Below are 17,018 nucleotides of genomic sequence, written 5' to 3'. Positions count from 1 at the left end.
GGCGGGAGGGGAGGCTCGGTCAACCCAGCAGATTTCGGCCCAAGTGAGCCGATGAGCAACCGGCCGCTTACCGAAGGGGCCAAGCACTACGATTACAAAGTTGACAACAGTAATCCTGGGAAAAAACCGAACAACATCTGGAGTGGATTCAGTCAAGGCGACGTTGGAAATTGCGTGACTGTTTCGGCAATCAAGGCGGCGATGATGCATTTCGGTCAGAAACCTACCGATGTCTTTAAAAGTGTGAAGGAGGCAGGTGACGGGTGGGACGTAGTGATGCGGGATAATTTTTCGGTCCACGTTTCCAAAAACGAATTAAAAATGGCGGCGCAATACGCTCGTTTCAAAGGTGACGATCCCTCCATGCTGACGGACGCCAATTTTATGTATGCCGCGAGTGTCAAGCGTGTGCAAAAGGAAGGAAACGATGGGCTTCGAGGGCAGAGCTTTTATAACGCAATGCTTTCTCTCAATGATGGTGAGTATAGCCGGGAGGGTCTAGTTCGCTTGGGCTTGAAGAATAATATCCGGGCAGCCACGGATGCTGATTTACGACGAAGCAAAGTAGGGACAGTGGAATATGGAGGGCATTCCATGGCCGTCCTGGATGGGCGCATAGAGCTTTGGGGGCAGCGAGGTGGCACGCCTGGATCAGGTACTGCAACCGTATTGTTTGGTAATTGAGACAAAAAAACCCCGATCAATCCAACTGTATCCAGGACTGATCGGGGGTTTCACTCCAAGGCGCTTAACCCCGGAACCGGCTCAGCTTATTGGCAAGCTTCGCAATCCGGCTCGTCAATCGCACACGCCTTAGGCACGGGTGCCGGGCCGGCTGGTGCGGCGAGTACCGAATCATCACCGTGGTTGCCGCCGCTGGACACCGCGTTCAGCTTGCCGGTGTTGATGGTCGACTTCTCGGTGCTGGTCGCGGCCAGGGCACGGAGGTAGTACGTGGTTTTCAGGCCACGGTACCAGGCCATGCGGTAGGTCACGTCGAGCTTCTTGCCCGAAGCGCCGGCAATGTAGAGGTTCAGCGACTGCGCCTGGTCGATCCACTTCTGACGACGGCTGGCCGCGTCAACGATCCACTTGGTGTCCACTTCGAAAGCGGTCGCGTAGAGCTCCTTGAGCTCCTGCGGGATGCGCTCGATCTGCTGCACGGAACCGTCGTAGTACTTCAGGTCGTTGATCATGACCGAGTCCCACAGGCCGCGGGCCTTGAGGTCGCGAACCAGGTACGGGTTGATCACGGTGAATTCGCCCGACAGGTTCGATTTCACATACAGGTTCTGATAGGTCGGTTCGATCGACTGCGATACGCCGGTGATGTTGGCGATGGTCGCGGTCGGAGCGATGGCCATGATGTTGGAGTTACGAATACCTTTCTGCACACGGGCACGTACCGGCGCCCAGTCCAGGGATTCGTTCAGGTCAACGTCGATGTACTTCTGGCCACGCTGTTCGATCAGGATCTGTTGCGAGTCCAGCGGCAGGATGCCCTTGGACCACAGCGAACCCTGGAACGTCTCGTAGGCGCCGCGCTCGTCGGCCAGGTCGCAGGAAGCCTGGATCGCGTAGTAGCTGACCGCTTCCATGGACTTGTCGGCGAACTCGACCGCAGCATCCGAACCGTAAGGGATGTGCTGCAGGTACAAGGCGTCCTGGAAGCCCATGATGCCCAGGCCGACCGGACGGTGCTTGAAGTTGGAGTTCTGCGCCTGCGGCACCGAGTAGTAGTTGATGTCGATCACGTTATCGAGCATGCGTACGGCGGTGTTGACGGTACGTTCCAACTTGGCGGTATCCAGCTTGCCGTTGACGATGTGGTTCGGCAGGTTGATCGAGCCCAGGTTGCAAACGGCGATCTCGTCCTTGTTGGTGTTCAAGGTGATCTCGGTGCACAGGTTCGAGCTGTGGACCACGCCCACGTGCTGCTGCGGGCTGCGCAGGTTGCACGGGTCCTTGAAGGTCAGCCATGGGTGGCCGGTCTCGAACAGCATCGAGAGCATCTTGCGCCACAGGTCTTTGGCCTGGATGGTCTTGGACAGCTTGATCTTGCCAGGGTACTGGGCCAGGGCTTCGTAGTACTCGTAGCGTTCCTCGAAGGCCTTGCCGGTCAGGTCGTGCAGGTCCGGTACTTCGGAAGGCGAGAACAGGGTCCACTGGCCGTCATCGAAGACGCGCTTCATGAACAGGTCCGGGATCCAGTTGGCGGTGTTCATGTCGTGGGTACGACGACGGTCATCACCGGTGTTCTTGCGCAGCTCGATGAACTCTTCAATGTCCATGTGCCAGGTTTCCAGGTAGGCACACACGGCGCCTTTGCGCTTGCCACCCTGGTTCACGGCTACGGCGGTGTCGTTCACGACTTTCAGGAACGGCACAACGCCCTGGGATTTACCATTTGTGCCCTTGATGTACGAACCCAGTGCACGCACCGGGGTCCAGTCGTTGCCCAGGCCGCCGGCGAATTTGGACAACATGGCGTTGTCGTGGATCGCGTGGTAGATGCCCGACAGGTCATCCGGCACGGTGGTCAGGTAGCAGCTCGACAACTGTGGACGCAGGGTGCCGGCGTTGAACAGGGTCGGGGTCGACGACATGTAGTCGAAGGACGACAACAGGTTGTAGAACTCGATCGCGCGGTCTTCCTTGTGCTTCTCTTCAATGGCCAGGCCCATGGCCACGCGCATGAAGAACACTTGCGGCAGTTCGAAGCGGATACCGTCCTTGTGGATGAAGTAACGGTCGTACAGGGTCTGCAGGCCCAGGTAGGTGAACTGCTGGTCGCGCTCGTGGTTGATCGCCTTGCCGAGTTTTTCCAGGTCGAAGGTGGCCAGGATCGGGTTCAGCAATTCGAATTCGATGCCCTTGGCGATGTAGGCCGGCAGGGCCTTGGCGTACAGGTCGGCCATCTCGTGGTGGGTGGCGCTGTCGGCCACGCCCAGGAAGCCCAGGCCTTCGGCGCGCAGGGTGTCCATCAGCAGGCGCGCGGTCACGAACGAGTAGTTCGGCTCGCGTTCAACCAGGGTACGGGCGGTCATCACCAGGGCGGTGTTGACGTCGGTGAGGGCCACGCCGTCGTACAGGTTCTTCAGGGTTTCGCGCTGGATCAGGTCGCCGTCGACTTCTTCCAGGCCTTCGCAGGCCTCGGTGATGATGGTGTTCAGGCGGCCCAGGTCCAGCGGCGCGAAGCTGCCGTCGGCCAGGGTGATGCGGATCGAAGGGTGAGCCTGCACGGCAGCCTCTTCGGCCGGGGTGCGCACGGCACGCTCCTTGGCGCGCGAATCACGGTAGATCACGTAGTCGCGGGCGACTTTCTGTTCGCCGGCACGCATCAGGGCCAGTTCGACCTGGTCCTGGATTTCTTCGATGTGGATGGTGCCGCCCGAAGGCATGCGACGCTTGAAGGTGGCGGTGACTTGTTCGGTCAGGCGGGCAACGGTGTCGTGGATGCGCGACGAAGCGGCAGCGGTGCCGCCTTCAACTGCAAGAAACGCTTTGGTGATGGCGACGGTAATTTTGTCATCGGTGTAAGGAACGACAGTGCCGTTACGCTTGATCACGCGCAATTGGCCAGGTGCGGTGGCGGCCAGATCCTGGTTCGAATCAGCGGCCTGCGGCACGGAGCCTTGCGGGTTCTCGCGAGTTGTGTCGGTTTGCATGGGGGGTTGTCTCCACGTTCTATATTTGATTGCGAGTGTCAGGTTTTTCCTGCAACACCCGTACCGTTTTCCATGTCGGGGATGGAGAACAGCTGCCATCCGCGTGAGCGGTTTGGTCTACTGAAAATCTGTTTGTTCAACGCTGCGCAAGCAATAAAACGCTTGAGTTTCGAGCCACTTGTGTGGTTGGGCGCTTTGGTTGAAAACCCTACATGTAGGGTCTACTTGAGCGCCGAGGTACAAGATAATGCGTTTTCGAGGGGTTAGCAACGGAGTAACCTGTGGATAACGCTGTGGGTAAAATGTGTAAGAAAGGCCGAACAGGCGTGTAGGCCGCATTGCAGCGGTATTGCACCGTTTGTCATTAAATGTTTCGAACCAAAAACAACCTGGCCATTTTCGAAGGGCGCGAACCCTATCACATAAAAACGCGTTCACCGAATGCATTTCCCGGCTTGTGCTTGAGGGTTGGAGCATGGCTACAATCGACCCCCGTTATGCCCTCCAAACATGACAATCAGGGTATGGCCGGTGGATATCTAATGTGGGAGCGGGCTTGCTCGCGAAAGCGGTGTGTCAGTTATAGGTGTGCTAACTGATCCACCGCTTTCGCGAGCAAGCCCGCTCCCACATTTGAAACTGCGCCGGCCTGACCATTTTCCAATAACAATGAGGTAGCGCATGGAGCAAGAAGCCTGGCAAATCCTGATCGTCGAGGATGACGAACGGCTGGCGCAATTGACCTGCGAATACCTGCAGAGCCATGGCCTGCGGGTTTCGGTGGAAGGCGACGGCGCGCTGGCGGCGGCGCGCATCATTACCGAGCAGCCGGACCTGGTGATCCTCGACCTGATGCTGCCCGGCGAAGACGGCTTGAGCATTTGCCGCAGAGTGCGCGAGCGCTATGACGGTGTGATCCTGATGCTCACCGCGCGCACCGACGACATGGACCAGGTGCTGGGCCTGGACATGGGTGCCGACGACTATGTGTGCAAACCCGTGCGCCCGCGTTTGCTGCTGGCGCGCATCCAGGCCTTGCTGCGGCGCAGTGAACCGGCGGAACCTGTGGCCGTGGAGAATCAGCGCCGCCTGCAGTTCGGCCCCCTGGTGGTGGACAACGCCCTGCGCGAGGCCTGGCTGAACAGTGCCGGTATCGAACTGACCAGCGCCGAATTCGACTTGCTGTGGCTGCTGGTGGCGAATGCCGGGCGGATCCTGTCCCGCGAAGAGATCTTCATCGCCCTGCGCGGCATCGGCTATGACGGCCAGGACCGCTCCATCGACGTGCGCATCTCGCGAATTCGCCCGAAAATCGGCGATGATCCGATCCACCCGCGCCTGATCAAGACCATCCGCAGCAAAGGCTACCTGTTCGTCCCCGAAGCCTGCGCCGACATGCCGTTGTGAACTCGATCTTCCTGCGTATCTACGGCGGCATGTGCGCCGCGTTGATCCTCGTGGCGCTGCTGGGCGTGCTGGCGTTGCACCTGCTCAACGAAGTGCGCAGCGGCCAATACCGCGAGCGCCTGGCCCACGGCACCTTTGCCTTGATGGGCGACAACTTGCAACCCATGAGCCCCATCGAACGCCAGCGTGCCCTGGCCGTGTGGGAGCGGTTGCTGGGCATTCCGCTGGCATTGCGCGCCCTCGCCGATACGCCGCTGGACCTGAGCCAGCGCAATCGCCTGCAACGCGGCCAGGTACTGGTTGAGCAGACCGGGCCTCATGCGGCGCGGGTACTGCGCTGGGTTGGTGGCCAGGAGCCGCTTGTGCTCGAGGGCGAAGTGCAGCAGATCAGCGAACAGTTGGCGCGGGCGACGATCTATTTGCTCGCCGACGAACTGGTGCGCTTCCCGGTGGCCGAGCAGCCACAGCGCCTGGCGGATATAAAAGAGGCCAAGGGGTTTGGCTTCGATATGCACCTGATGACGCTCGACCAGGCCGATATGGACGAAGACCAGCGCCGCCGTGTATCGGAGGGCGATACGGTGATGGCTCTGGGCAAGGGCGGCGATTCCATCCGTGTGTTTGCCGGCATGGTCGGTACGCCGTGGGTGCTGGAAATCGGCCCGCTGTATCAGATGAACCCTTACCCGGCGCACTGGCTGATCCTGATTGCCTTGATCGGGCTGACCCTGATCGGGTTGATCGTCTATCTGTTGGTGCGTCAGTTGGAGCGCCGCTTGAAGGGCCTGGAAGCCGCCGCCACCCGCATCGCCCAGGGTAACCTGGAAGTTCGCGTACCGGCCCGCGGCGCCGACTCGGTAGGGCGCCTGGCCGCAGCGTTCAATGGCATGGCCGAGCACCTGCAGCAGTTGCTGGCGATCCAGCGCGAACTGGTGCGCGCGGTGTCCCACGAACTGCGCACGCCGGTGGCGCGCCTGCGTTTCGGCCTGGAGATGGTCGGCGATGCCACCACCGCCGAGGCGCGGCGCAAATACCTGGAAGGCATGGACAGCGATATCCAGGACCTCGATGGCCTGGTTGACGAAATGCTCACTTACGCGCGCCTGGAACAAGGCTCGCCGGCGCTGAATTTCCAGCGGGTCGACCTCAATGCCCTGCTTGATCAGGTGATCGGCGAATTATCGCCACTGCGTGCGCAGATAGAGGTGGCCCGAGGTATCTGCCTGTCTTCGGCGCATTGGGACGACGCCTGGGTCGACGCCGAACCGCGTTACCTGCACCGTGCCCTGCAGAACCTGGTGAGCAATGCCATGCGCCACGCCCAGGGGCGGGTCCTGATCAGTTATCAGGTGGGCCAGGTGCGTTGCCGCATCGATGTGGAAGACGACGGCCCGGGCGTACCGGAAAGCGCCTGGGAGCGCATCTTCACGCCGTTCCTGCGCCTGGACGACAGCCGCACGCGCGCCTCGGGTGGGCATGGCCTGGGGCTGTCGATCGTGCGGCGGATCATCTACTGGCACGGCGGGCGGGCGCTGATCGGCAAGAGCAATAATCTGGGGGGCGCGTGCTTCAGCCTGAGCTGGCCCAGGGAGCAGGGCAAACCCTGACATCGCCATCGCGGGCAAGCCCGACTCCCACAGGTTGAAATGCATTCCAAGGTGGGAGCTGGCTTGCCTGCGATAGCTATCTTTCAGGCGCCAACAGCCATCAGGCTCAACAACTGCCCCCCATCCACCGCAAACTGCCCCACCAGCTCCTTGCCATGACACCATTCGCTGGACAGGTCCGTCAGCAACCGCAGCCTTATATGCCCGGCCTCTGACCACTCCAGCACCTCGGCATGCTCAAAGTAAAAGCGCTTGCCCACGATCGGATACAGCGCCTTGAACAGGCTCTCCTTGGCCGAAAACGTCAGCGTCACCAACAAAGCGATCTGCTCGCGGTCCAGCGCACCCATGCGCTGCAATTCATCAGCGGTCAGAATCTCCCCGGCCAAGCGCTCGGCCCGCTCCAGTGACAGCAGACTCTCCAGGTCCATGCCCAGCCCGCGCCATTGCGCCTTGCGCCCGACAATCGCCGCGGCATGCCCGGTGCTGTGGGTGATCGAACCGCTGACAGACGCTGGCCACACCGGCGCACGGTCGTCGCCGATGGCGGGGATGCAGTCGAGATGATCGAGCTGTTGCAGCGCAGCGCGCGCGCAGAGCCGGCCGGCCAGAAACTCGGCCTGGCGCTTGGCCACCGAGCGCTGGATGCTGGCCGGCGGCGGCACGGCGCTGCGCTGGAAATCGCCCGTCGCTAACAAGGCCGGGTCAAAACGCGTGCTGAAAAACACCGTGCCGGGTAAGGGTTCGGGCAGCGGCCAGTGGGCGTCAAGCGGGGTGCAGCAAGCGGGAAGGGAATTCATGGGCGGTATTTTGCCCAGTTGCGTTTGCCGCGCATAGCCCGTAGCGGTTCGGCGCTTGTTCAGGGGCAGTTCAGGGGCGTTTGCGTAGGCTGATCGCAACAGCCAAAACGCGTATGAGGTAACACACCATGACTGCGATCAAAAAGCTGATACTGGCCTTGACCCTGCTCAGTGCCACCGCCGGAGCCCAGGCCTCTGAGGGTGGGTTCGCCGAGTTCGGCAGGGAGAAAACCAGGAAAACCAGCAGCCTGATCCAGCGTGTGAGCTTTGAAGACGTTGGCAGCCAAGCCACGCCCTGGGGCCAGTCCCTGGGCCTGGCAACCCCGCAGCCGGGTTACCGCGCCGGTTATGAACACCTGAGCGGCCAGTTCAATGGCATTAAACTGCGCCCGCAAGACCTGCAAGGCCGCTATGATATCCCTCTGTCGGACAGTTGATTTGCCTTGGAGAGCCTTATGAAATTGCTGGTGGTGGAAGATGAGGCGCTGCTGCGTCATCACCTGTTTACCCGCCTGACCGACAGCGGCCATGTGGTCGAAGCCGTGGCCAATGCCGAAGAGGCGCTGTACCAGACCGGCCAGTTCAACCACGACCTGGCGATCATCGACCTGGGCCTGCCCGGCATGGGCGGCCTCGACCTGATCCGCCAGTTGCGCACCCAGGCCAAGACCTTCCCGATCCTGATCCTCACGGCCCGCGGCAACTGGCAGGATAAGGTCGAAGGCCTGGCCGCCGGCGCCGATGACTACGTGGTCAAGCCGTTCCAGTTCGAAGAGCTGGAGGCGCGGATGAATGCCTTGCTGCGCCGCTCCAGTGGCTTTACCCAGTCGACCATTGTCGCCGGGCCCTTGTTGCTGGACCTCAACCGCAAGCAGGCGTCCCTCGACGAACAGCCGCTGGCGTTGACGGCCTATGAATACCGCATCCTTGAATACCTGATGCGCCATCACCAGCAGGTGGTCCCCAAGGACCGCTTGATGGAGCAGCTCTACCCCGATGACGACGAGCGCGACCCGAATGTCATCGAAGTGCTGGTCGGCCGCCTGCGCCGCAAGCTGGAAGGCCCGGCCGGGTTCAAGCCGATCGACACCGTGCGTGGCTTGGGCTACCTGTTCAATGAGCGCTGCCGTTGATTCGCTCGCTACGCGTGCGCTTGATGCTGGCGGCCGCCACCCTGGCCGTGCTGTTCATGCTGGGCTTGTTGCCGGCCATGCAGGGGGCGTTCAGCCTGGCGTTGCAGGATTCCATCGAACAGCGCCTGGCCTCGGACGTCACCACGCTGATTTCCGCCGCACGGGTGGAGAATAACCACCTGCAAATGCCCGCGCAGTTGCCGGACGAACGCTTCAACCTCACCGACAGCCGCCTGCTCGGCTACATCTATGACCGCGAAGGCCACCTGGTCTGGCGCTCGCGGGCGACCAAGGAAGAAAACATCAACTACAAACCGCGCTACGACGGGCGCGGCAATGAATTTGCGCGGATTCGCGAAGCCGATGGCCAGGAATTCTTCGTGTATGACGTCGAGGTCAGGCTGCTGGGCGGCAAGAGTGCCGCGTTCAGCATCGTGGCCCTGCAACCGGTGCGCGAATACCAGTTGACCCTCGAAGGCCTGCGCGAAAACCTCTACCTGGGCTTCGGCGCGGCGCTGCTGGTATTGCTGACCTTGCTCTGGCTGGGCTTGACCTGGGGCCTGCAAGCCCTGCGCCGGCTGAGCCAGGAACTCGACCAGATCGAAGGCGGCATCCGCGAGAGCCTCTCCGAACAACACCCGCGCGAATTGCTGCGCCTCACCGGCTCCCTCAACCGCTTGCTGCACAGCGAGCGTGAACAGCGGGCGCGTTACCGCGATTCCCTCGACGACCTGGCCCACAGCCTGAAAACCCCGCTGGCGGTGCTGCAGGGCGTGAGCGAAGACATGGCCCAACGCCCCGAAGACCGCGACCAGGCTTGGGTGCTGCAGTCACAGATCGAGCGCATGAGCCAGCAGATCAGCTACCAGTTGCAACGCGCCAGCCTGCGCAAAAGCGGCCTGGTGCGCCACCAGGTGCGCCTGGCTCCGGTGCTGAAAAGCCTGTGCGACACGCTGGACAAGGTCTACCGCGACAAGCGCGTTACGGTGTCCTACAAGCTGCCGGAAGACTGCGACGTGCCCATCGAGAAAGGCGCCTTGCTCGAATTGCTCGGCAACCTGCTGGAAAACGCCTATCGCCTGTGCTTGAGCGAAGTGCGTATCAGCCTGGTGCAGAGCGAGGAAGGCAGTGAGCTGTGTATAGAAGATGATGGGCCGGGTGTGCCGCCGGACCAGCGTGCGCGGATCCTGCAACGGGGCGAACGGCTGGACCGCCAGCATCCGGGGCAGGGGATCGGGTTGGCAGTGGTCAAGGACATCATTGAAAGCTACGGCGCGCGGCTGACTTTGGTGGACTCGCCTTTGGGCGGGGCGGCGTTCAAGATTCATTTTCCGGCCTTGTGATCCCCATTGGCGGTGCAGGCCTCTTCGCGAGCAAGCCCGCTCCCACATTTGACCGGGTTCCCACACTTAAAATTGTGAATACATTCCAAATGTGGGAGCGGGCTTGCTCGCAAAAGCGTCAGTAGAAGCGGCACACCTTCCCGATAGGCTCATAAGGCGGATATCCGCCAAATTGTAGGACGGGATCGGACAGCCCGGCGGAAAACCGCCACTTGAGTCAGTGCGGGGGAGGGGGCATGGATGCCCCAAGCCCTGATGTCTAAAGGCCTCCAACCTTTTTCAGCAAAGTGGCACGGCGTTTGCGATAAGGACTACAGCGCAGGCCTGGCCCTTCCGGTCTCGCAAACAACAAATCCCTCCAGTGCAGGAGGGTTCGCAATTCAAGTGTCGTGGGCAATGGCGGATATTTGCCACACGGGACGATTGAGGAACTTTGCAATGACGACTCGTCAGCCAATCTATAAATCCCTGTATTTCCAGGTGATCGTTGCAATCGTAATCGGCATCTTGCTCGGTCACTTCTACCCGCAGACCGGCGTGGCCCTCAAGCCACTGGGTGACGGGTTCATCAAACTGATCAAAATGGTCATCGCCCCGATCATCTTCTGCACCGTTGTCAGCGGCATCGCTGGCATGCAGAGCATGAAATCGGTCGGCAAAACCGGCGGCTACGCGCTGCTGTACTTCGAAGTCGTTTCCACCATTGCGCTGCTGATCGGCCTGATCGTGGTCAACGTCGTGCAACCGGGCGCCGGCATGCACATCGACGTAGCGACGCTGGACGCTTCCAAAGTAGCGGCCTACGTCACCGCCGGTAAGGACCAGAGCATCGTCGGCTTTATCCTCAACGTCATCCCGAACACCATCGTCGGCGCCTTCGCCAACGGCGACATCCTGCAAGTGCTGATGTTCTCGGTGATCTTCGGTTTCGCCCTGCATCGCCTGGGTGCCTATGGCAAGCCGGTGCTGGACTTCATCGATCGCTTCGCCCACGTGATGTTCAACATCATCAACATGATCATGAAGCTCGCGCCTATCGGTGCCCTGGGCGCCATGGCGTTCACCATCGGTGCCTACGGCGTAGGTTCGCTGGTGCAACTGGGCCAGTTGATGATCTGCTTCTACATCACCTGCCTGCTGTTCGTGCTGGTGGTGCTGGGCGGTATCTGCCGCGCCCACGGCTTCAGCGTGATCAAACTGATCCGCTACATCCGTGAAGAGCTGCTGATCGTGCTGGGTACGTCGTCTTCCGAGTCGGCACTGCCGCGCATGCTGATCAAGATGGAGCGTCTGGGCGCGAAGAAATCCGTGGTTGGCCTGGTGATCCCGACTGGCTACTCGTTCAACCTGGACGGTACATCGATCTACCTGACCATGGCGGCCGTGTTCATCGCCCAGGCGACCGACACCCACATGGACATCACCCACCAGATCACCCTGCTGCTGGTGCTGCTGCTGTCCTCCAAGGGCGCTGCAGGTGTAACCGGCTCGGGCTTCATCGTGCTGGCTGCCACCCTGTCGGCTGTCGGCCACCTGCCGGTTGCCGGCCTGGCGCTGATCCTGGGTATCGACCGCTTCATGTCCGAAGCCCGCGCGCTGACCAACCTGGTGGGTAACGCCGTTGCCACCATCGTTGTGGCCAAGTGGGTCAAGGAACTGGACACCGACAAGCTGCAAAGCGAGCTGGCATCCGGCGGTACCGGTATCTCCGAAACCCGCGAAATCGACGACCTGGGCGTGGCCGAAGGCCCTGCACCTGTGGTCAAGTAAGCGGCAGATGGCGTGAACTAACGCCGTCAGCAACACACAAACGCCCCGACTGGTTCGGGGCGTTTGCGTTTCCGGCACATCACGTCAGTGGCTTTTGTTTTACAGTAAGTGAATCGGTTGAAACGCTTGCAGGAGGTTGTGTGGACAGTGTGGATCTGAATGTCCTGCGTAGCGTGCTCGAATGGCGCCGCGCCGGGCATCGCGTGGTGTTGTACAGCGTGGTGCAGACCTGGGGCAGCGCGCCGCGCCCACCGGGAGCAATGTTGGCGTTGCGTGGCGACGGGGTGGTGATCGGCTCGGTGTCGGGTGGTTGCATCGAGGATGACTTGATCGCGCGACTGCAGGATGGCCGCTTGCCTGAAGATGGGCCGCCGGTGCAGTTGGTGACCTACGGCGTCACCCGTGATGAGGCTGCGCGTTTTGGCCTACCGTGTGGCGGTACGCTGCGCCTGACCGAGGAGCGTGTGGATGAGTGGGCGTGGGTCACGGAGTTGTTGGCCCGTTGTGAAGATCATCAGATCGTCGCGCGTGAGCTGGACCTGGCCGGCGGCCAAGTCACCTTGAGCAGCGCGAGCAAGACCGACGTGGTGACCTTTGATGGCGAGCGCTTGCGCGCGATCTACGGCCCACGCTGGCGCCTGTTGCTGATCGGCGCGGGGCAGTTGTCGCGCTACGTGGCCGAAATGGCGCGCTTGCTGGATTTCGAAGTGCTGATCTGCGACCCACGCGAAGAGTTCGTCTACGGCTGGGAAGAACAGCACGGCCGTTTTGTACCAGGCATGCCCGATGAAGCGGTGCTGAACATCCAGACCGATGAGCGCACGGCCATCGTCTGCCTAACCCATGACCCGCGACTGGACGATATGGCGCTGCTGACGGCGCTTAATTCCAGCGCGTTCTACATCGGTGCGCTCGGCTCCAGGGTCAACAGCCAGAAACGCCGGGAAAACCTGGCGGCACTGGGGCTGTCGGAGCAGGCGATTGCGCGCCTGCACGGGCCGATCGGTTTGCATATCGGCAGCCATACCCCGTCGGAAATCGCACTGTCGCTGATGGCGGAAATTGTAGCGATCAAGAACGGCGTGGCGCCGATGCAGAAGAAACCGTTGCCGGTGGTGGCCGAGTGACAGTGACGGCGATTGTACTGGCGGCGGGGCAGGGCAGCCGTTTCCGCGCCGAAGCGGGGGCAGATCGGGATAAGTTGTTGGCTGATTGTGTCGGCCTGGATGGCGTGATTCGGCCGGTAATCGAGCAGGTGCTGGTGAACCTGCCGGTGCGCATCGCAAGGCGTTGGGTGGTGACGTCACCGGAGCGAACGGAAGTCATTCGGTTGGCCAAGGCGTATGGCTGCAAAGTGCTGCTGCTACGCTCGGCCGGTATGGGCGAGAGTATTGCGGCAGCGGTGGCCGCCAGCGGCTCTGTGGACGGTTGGCTGGTCGTACTGGGGGATATGCCGTTTATTCAGTCATCGAGCATTGAGCGGGTGATCGATGGGCTGGAGGAGGATGGCATCAGCGTACCGGTGCAGGAGGGTCGGTATGGTCATCCTGTGGCGTTTGGCCGAGCGTTTGGGCCGGGCTTGATGGGGTTGACGGGGGATCGTGGGGCCAAGTCTCTGTTTGCCCAGGCGATGGTGCGCGAAGTGCGGGTAGATGATCCCGGTGTGTTGTGGGATGTGGACGTGCCACATTTATTGAATTTCAGATGATCCAACTGTGGGAGCGGGCTTGCTCGCGAAAGCGGTGGTTCAGTCATAAATATATCAACTGACACACCGCATTCGCGAGCAAGCCCGCTCCCACATTGGATCTGTGGCGTTTTCCGAATAGCATAAAAAAGCCCCGCCTGATCACTCAGGCGGGGCTTTTTACAGCGGTTGGAATCAGGCGAGCGGTTTGGTCTCGTGCTCTGCTTCCCGTGCCGCAGCAGCAGCGGCGGCCTCAGCTTCCTTGCGACGACGACGCACTTCACGTGGGTCGTTCGGCGCACGGCCGTTTTCGGTCAGGGCGCTGGCCGGTGCGGCCTCAACCACTGGCGCAACCACTTCGGCTTCTACCGGCGCTTCGACAACGGGTGCAGGTTCCACGACCGGAGCTGGCTCAACCACCGGGGCAGGCTCGACAACCTCGACCTCGGCAACCGGTGCCGGCGCTTCCTCTACCACTGGGGCAGGGGCGGGCGTTTCAACCGCAGCGGCAGGCTCGGCAGTCCATTGGAAGGCGGTCTGTTCTTCGCGCTTTTCTTCAAAAGCGTGACGCACTTCCGGGACGGCTTCGACAACCGGTGTTTCAACCACTGGCTCAGGCTCAACCACGGTGGCGGGTTCTGCAGCGGCCACTTCGACTTCCGGCTGGGCGTGCGGCGCCTGTGCAACTTCCACTTCCGGAACGACTGGCGCTTCGATCGGGGTAGTCGCTTCGACAACCGGTGCTTCAACCACTGGAGCTTCAACGGCAGGCGCTTCAACAGCCGGCGTTTCAGCTACAGGGGCGTCGGCGGCAGGTGCTTGCACAACAGCGGTTTCTTCAACAGCCGCAGTAGCGCGTTCAGCCTGTTCGTGAGCCTGGGCTTCAGCTGGTGCACTGATGACCGAGCTGGCGACGGCAGGGGTAACGGCCAGGCCGGCAGCCAGTTCGGCGCCAGTCGGTTCGTTGCTGGTTGCTTCTGTGTGTTCGCCGGCTTCTTCCGAGCCTTCGATCACGTTGCCGTTGGCATCACGCTGACGCTCACGACGGTTGCTGCGACGACGCTGGCCACGGGAGCGGCGGCGTGGACGATCGCCTTCGGCGTTGTCCTGACCGTCTTCCTGCAGTTGCTCTTCGCCGGTCAACAGCTCTTCTTCTTCGCTGGCCGCGGCGGTTTGTTCGGCACGTGGTTGACGCTCTTCACGCGGAGCGCGAGGTTGACGTTCTTCACGTGGCGCACGTTCTTCACGCGGCTGGCGAGCCGGACGTTCTTCTGCGGCAACGGCGGCACCGGCAACGGCTGGGGCGGCGTCCAGCGGCTCGCGCAATTCGCGCACGCGCTCCTCACGCTCGCCACGTGGCTTGCGGTCTTCACGCGGAGCACGTGGGGTGCGTGGTGCGCGCTCTTCACGCGGTGCACGTTCTTCACGGGCTACGGTCGGGGTTTCTTCACGGGCTTCGCGAGGTGCGCGTTCTTCACGTGGTGCGCGCTCTTCACGCGGCGCACGTTCTTCGCGCGGCTTGCGCTCTTCGTCACGACGGCCGTTGCGGTTGCGGCTCTGCTGGCGACCGTTGCGACGTTCTTCGTTGCGTGCCGGGCGCTCGGCGGCAGGTTTTTCAACCACGACGGGAGCAGCGGGCTCTTCCTTGGTGGCGAACAGGCTGACCAGGGACTTCACCAGGCCTTTGAACAGGCTTGGCTCAGGCATCGCGACCGGTGTGGCAACCGGAGCGGCGGCTTCAACCGGCATCGGTGCGTTGGCGCGGGCCGGCGCGGTCTTCACGGCAGCTTCCTGGCGGACCAGGGTGCGGGTCGCGGCGGCTGCTGGCTGGACTTCTTCCACTTCAGCGGCGGCCGCGGCGATTTCGTAGCTGGACTGGCCACTGTGGGCTTCCGGGCTGTCATCGCGCAGGCGCTGCACTTCGAAGTGCGGCGTTTCGAGGTGATCGTTCGGCAGGATGACGATACGGGCACGGGTGCGCAATTCGATCTTGGTGATCGAGTTGCGTTTTTCGTTGAGCAGGAACGCAGCAACCGGGATCGGCACTTGCGCGCGGACTTCGGCGGTGCGGTCTTTCAGGGCTTCTTCTTCGATCAGGCGCAGGATCGCGAGCGACAGCGATTCAACGTCACGGATGATGCCGGTGCCGTTGCAACGCGGGCAGACGATGCCGCTGCTTTCGCCCAGGGATGGACGCAGGCGCTGACGGGACATTTCCAGCAGGCCGAAGCGCGAGATACGGCCGACTTGCACGCGGGCACGGTCGGCTTCCAGGCATTCGCGGACTTTCTCTTCCACGGCGCGCTGGTTCTTGGCGGGGGTCATGTCGATGAAGTCGATCACGATCAGGCCGCCGATGTCACGCAGGCGCAGCTGGCGGGCGATTTCTTCAGCCGCTTCCAGGTTGGTCTGCAGGGCGGTTTCTTCGATGTCGCTGCCTTTGGTCGCACGCGCCGAGTTGATGTCGATGGACACCAGGGCTTCGGTCGGGTCGATCACGATGGAGCCGCCGGAAGGCAGTTCGACCACGCGCTGGAAGGCGGTCTCGATCTGGCTTTCGATCTGGAAACGGTTGAACAGCGGAACGCTGTCTTCGTACAGCTTGATCTTGCTGGCGTACTGCGGCATCACCTGGCGGATGAAGGTCAGGGCTTCGTCCTGGGCTTCAACGCTGTCGATCAGCACTTCGCCGATGTCCTGGCGCAGGTAATCGCGGATCGCGCGGATGATCACGTTGCTTTCCTGGTAGATCAGGAACGGCGCGGAACGATCCAGGGACGCTTCCTTGATGGCGGTCCACAGTTGCAGCAGGTAATCGAGGTCCCACTGCATTTCTTCGCTGCTGCGGCCAAGGCCTGCAGTGCGAACGATCAGGCCCATGTCGGCGGGGGCGACCAGGCCGTTCAGCGCTTCGCGCAGTTCATTGCGCTCTTCGCCTTCGATGCGGCGGGAAATGCCGCCGGCACGTGGGTTGTTCGGCATCAGGACCAGGTAGCGGCCGGCGAGGCTGATGAAGGTGGTCAGGGCGGCGCCCTTGTTGCCACGTTCTTCTTTTTCGACCTGGACGATGACTTCCTGGCCTTCGCTCAGGACGTCCTTGATGTTGACGCGGCCTTCAGGGGCTTTCTTGAAGTACTCGCGGGAGATTTCTTTGAGGGGCAGGAAGCCGTGGCGCTCGGAGCCGAAATCGACAAAGGCAGCCTCAAGGCTTGGTTCGATGCGAGTAATCCGGCCTTTATAGATGTTGGCCTTCTTTTGCTCGCGTGCACCGGACTCGATGTCCAGGTCGTAGAGGCGTTGGCCATCTACCAGCGCAACACGCAACTCTTCGGGTTGAGTTGCGTTAATCAGCATTCTTTTCATGTTGTACCGTCGGTTTCCGGGCTGCCGGAAACGGCGTTCGGCACACACGACTTCTCACGGTCGGTGTCAGGTGCGTCAAGAGTGGTTGGCCACTCCAGTGTCCAGCAATAACAGGCCAATTGGGCCGGTATCGCGACGGACGCGTCCTGCTTGTTAGCGGTGGTGACAAAGGCACCACTTCAACAAAAGCTAAGGTCAGGAGGAGGAATCAACCGGCGACTGTGGACGAGATGAAGCGTC

Annotated in this window: 11 protein-coding genes and 1 pseudogene; 9 read left to right on the top strand and 3 right to left on the bottom strand. The window is 61.6% G+C overall.

Annotated features, from left to right (window positions below):
* Positions 1-684: pseudogene (locus H0Z09_RS22035) on the top strand (hypothetical protein); the annotation flags it as partial.
* Positions 685-770: 86 nt separating this feature from the next.
* On the opposite strand, the gene H0Z09_RS22030 reads toward H0Z09_RS22035, so the two are convergent.
* Positions 771-3,668 (bottom strand): ribonucleoside-diphosphate reductase subunit alpha, encoded by a 2,898-nt coding sequence (locus H0Z09_RS22030; RefSeq protein WP_076949600.1) that lies wholly within the window; start codon positions 3,666-3,668, stop codon positions 771-773.
* Positions 3,669-4,349: 681 nt separating this feature from the next.
* On the opposite strand from H0Z09_RS22030, the gene H0Z09_RS22025 reads away from it, so the two are divergent.
* On the top strand, positions 4,350-5,075 hold the full coding sequence (locus tag H0Z09_RS22025) for a response regulator (protein ID WP_186693452.1): 726 nt from the start codon (positions 4,350-4,352) through the stop codon (positions 5,073-5,075).
* Positions 5,072-6,682: an ATP-binding protein gene (locus H0Z09_RS22020; RefSeq protein WP_186693449.1), complete on the top strand. Its 1,611-nt coding sequence runs from the start codon at positions 5,072-5,074 to the stop codon at positions 6,680-6,682. The genes H0Z09_RS22025 and H0Z09_RS22020 overlap by 4 nt, the downstream gene beginning before the upstream one ends.
* An 83-nt stretch (positions 6,683-6,765) precedes the next feature.
* Here the strand turns inward: H0Z09_RS22020 and H0Z09_RS22015 are convergent, their stop codons facing one another.
* Positions 6,766-7,482, bottom strand: coding sequence for a 4'-phosphopantetheinyl transferase (locus H0Z09_RS22015; RefSeq protein WP_186693447.1), 717 nt, complete (start codon positions 7,480-7,482; stop codon positions 6,766-6,768).
* Between the two features lie 128 nt (positions 7,483-7,610).
* On the opposite strand from H0Z09_RS22015, the gene H0Z09_RS22010 reads away from it, so the two are divergent.
* The 6 genes from H0Z09_RS22010 to H0Z09_RS21985 all read left to right on the top strand — a co-directional run bounded on the left by H0Z09_RS22010 (position 7,611) and on the right by H0Z09_RS21985 (position 13,436).
* On the top strand, positions 7,611-7,919 hold the full coding sequence (locus H0Z09_RS22010; protein WP_186693445.1) for a hypothetical protein: 309 nt from the start codon (positions 7,611-7,613) through the stop codon (positions 7,917-7,919).
* Positions 7,920-7,937: 18 nt separating this feature from the next.
* Positions 7,938-8,615 carry a response regulator gene (locus H0Z09_RS22005; protein ID WP_169374733.1) on the top strand — a complete coding sequence of 226 codons (678 nt, stop codon included), beginning with the start codon at positions 7,938-7,940 and terminating at the stop codon, positions 8,613-8,615.
* A complete protein-coding gene (locus tag H0Z09_RS22000) occupies positions 8,612-9,958 on the top strand; it encodes an ATP-binding protein (RefSeq protein WP_186693443.1) in 1,347 nt (448 codons plus the stop codon). Before H0Z09_RS22005 ends, H0Z09_RS22000 begins: the two co-directional genes overlap by 4 nt.
* A gap of 438 nt (positions 9,959-10,396) precedes the next feature.
* On the top strand, positions 10,397-11,728 hold the full coding sequence (locus H0Z09_RS21995; RefSeq protein WP_186693441.1) for a dicarboxylate/amino acid:cation symporter: 1,332 nt from the start codon (positions 10,397-10,399) through the stop codon (positions 11,726-11,728).
* A gap of 140 nt (positions 11,729-11,868) precedes the next feature.
* Positions 11,869-12,855, top strand: a complete 987-nt coding sequence (locus H0Z09_RS21990; protein ID WP_186693438.1) for an XdhC family protein — start codon at positions 11,869-11,871, stop codon at positions 12,853-12,855.
* Positions 12,852-13,436 (top strand): NTP transferase domain-containing protein, encoded by a 585-nt coding sequence (locus H0Z09_RS21985; RefSeq protein ID WP_186693436.1) that lies wholly within the window; start codon positions 12,852-12,854, stop codon positions 13,434-13,436. The genes H0Z09_RS21990 and H0Z09_RS21985 overlap by 4 nt, the downstream gene beginning before the upstream one ends.
* Positions 13,437-13,610: 174 nt before the next feature.
* On the opposite strand, the gene rne is transcribed toward H0Z09_RS21985, so the two are convergent.
* Entirely contained in the window at positions 13,611-16,769 is a 3,159-nt protein-coding gene (gene rne, locus H0Z09_RS21980; protein WP_186693434.1) for a ribonuclease E, read from the bottom strand.
* Positions 16,770-17,018: the final 249 nt, after the last annotated feature.

This window comes from Pseudomonas sp. SWRI18 (assembly GCF_014268345.1).
GTDB classification, from domain to species: Bacteria; Pseudomonadota; Gammaproteobacteria; order Pseudomonadales; family Pseudomonadaceae; genus Aquipseudomonas; species Aquipseudomonas cedrina.
The sequence above is the reverse complement of the archived record's forward strand: the minus strand, read 5'-3'. Positions and strand labels throughout refer to the sequence as shown.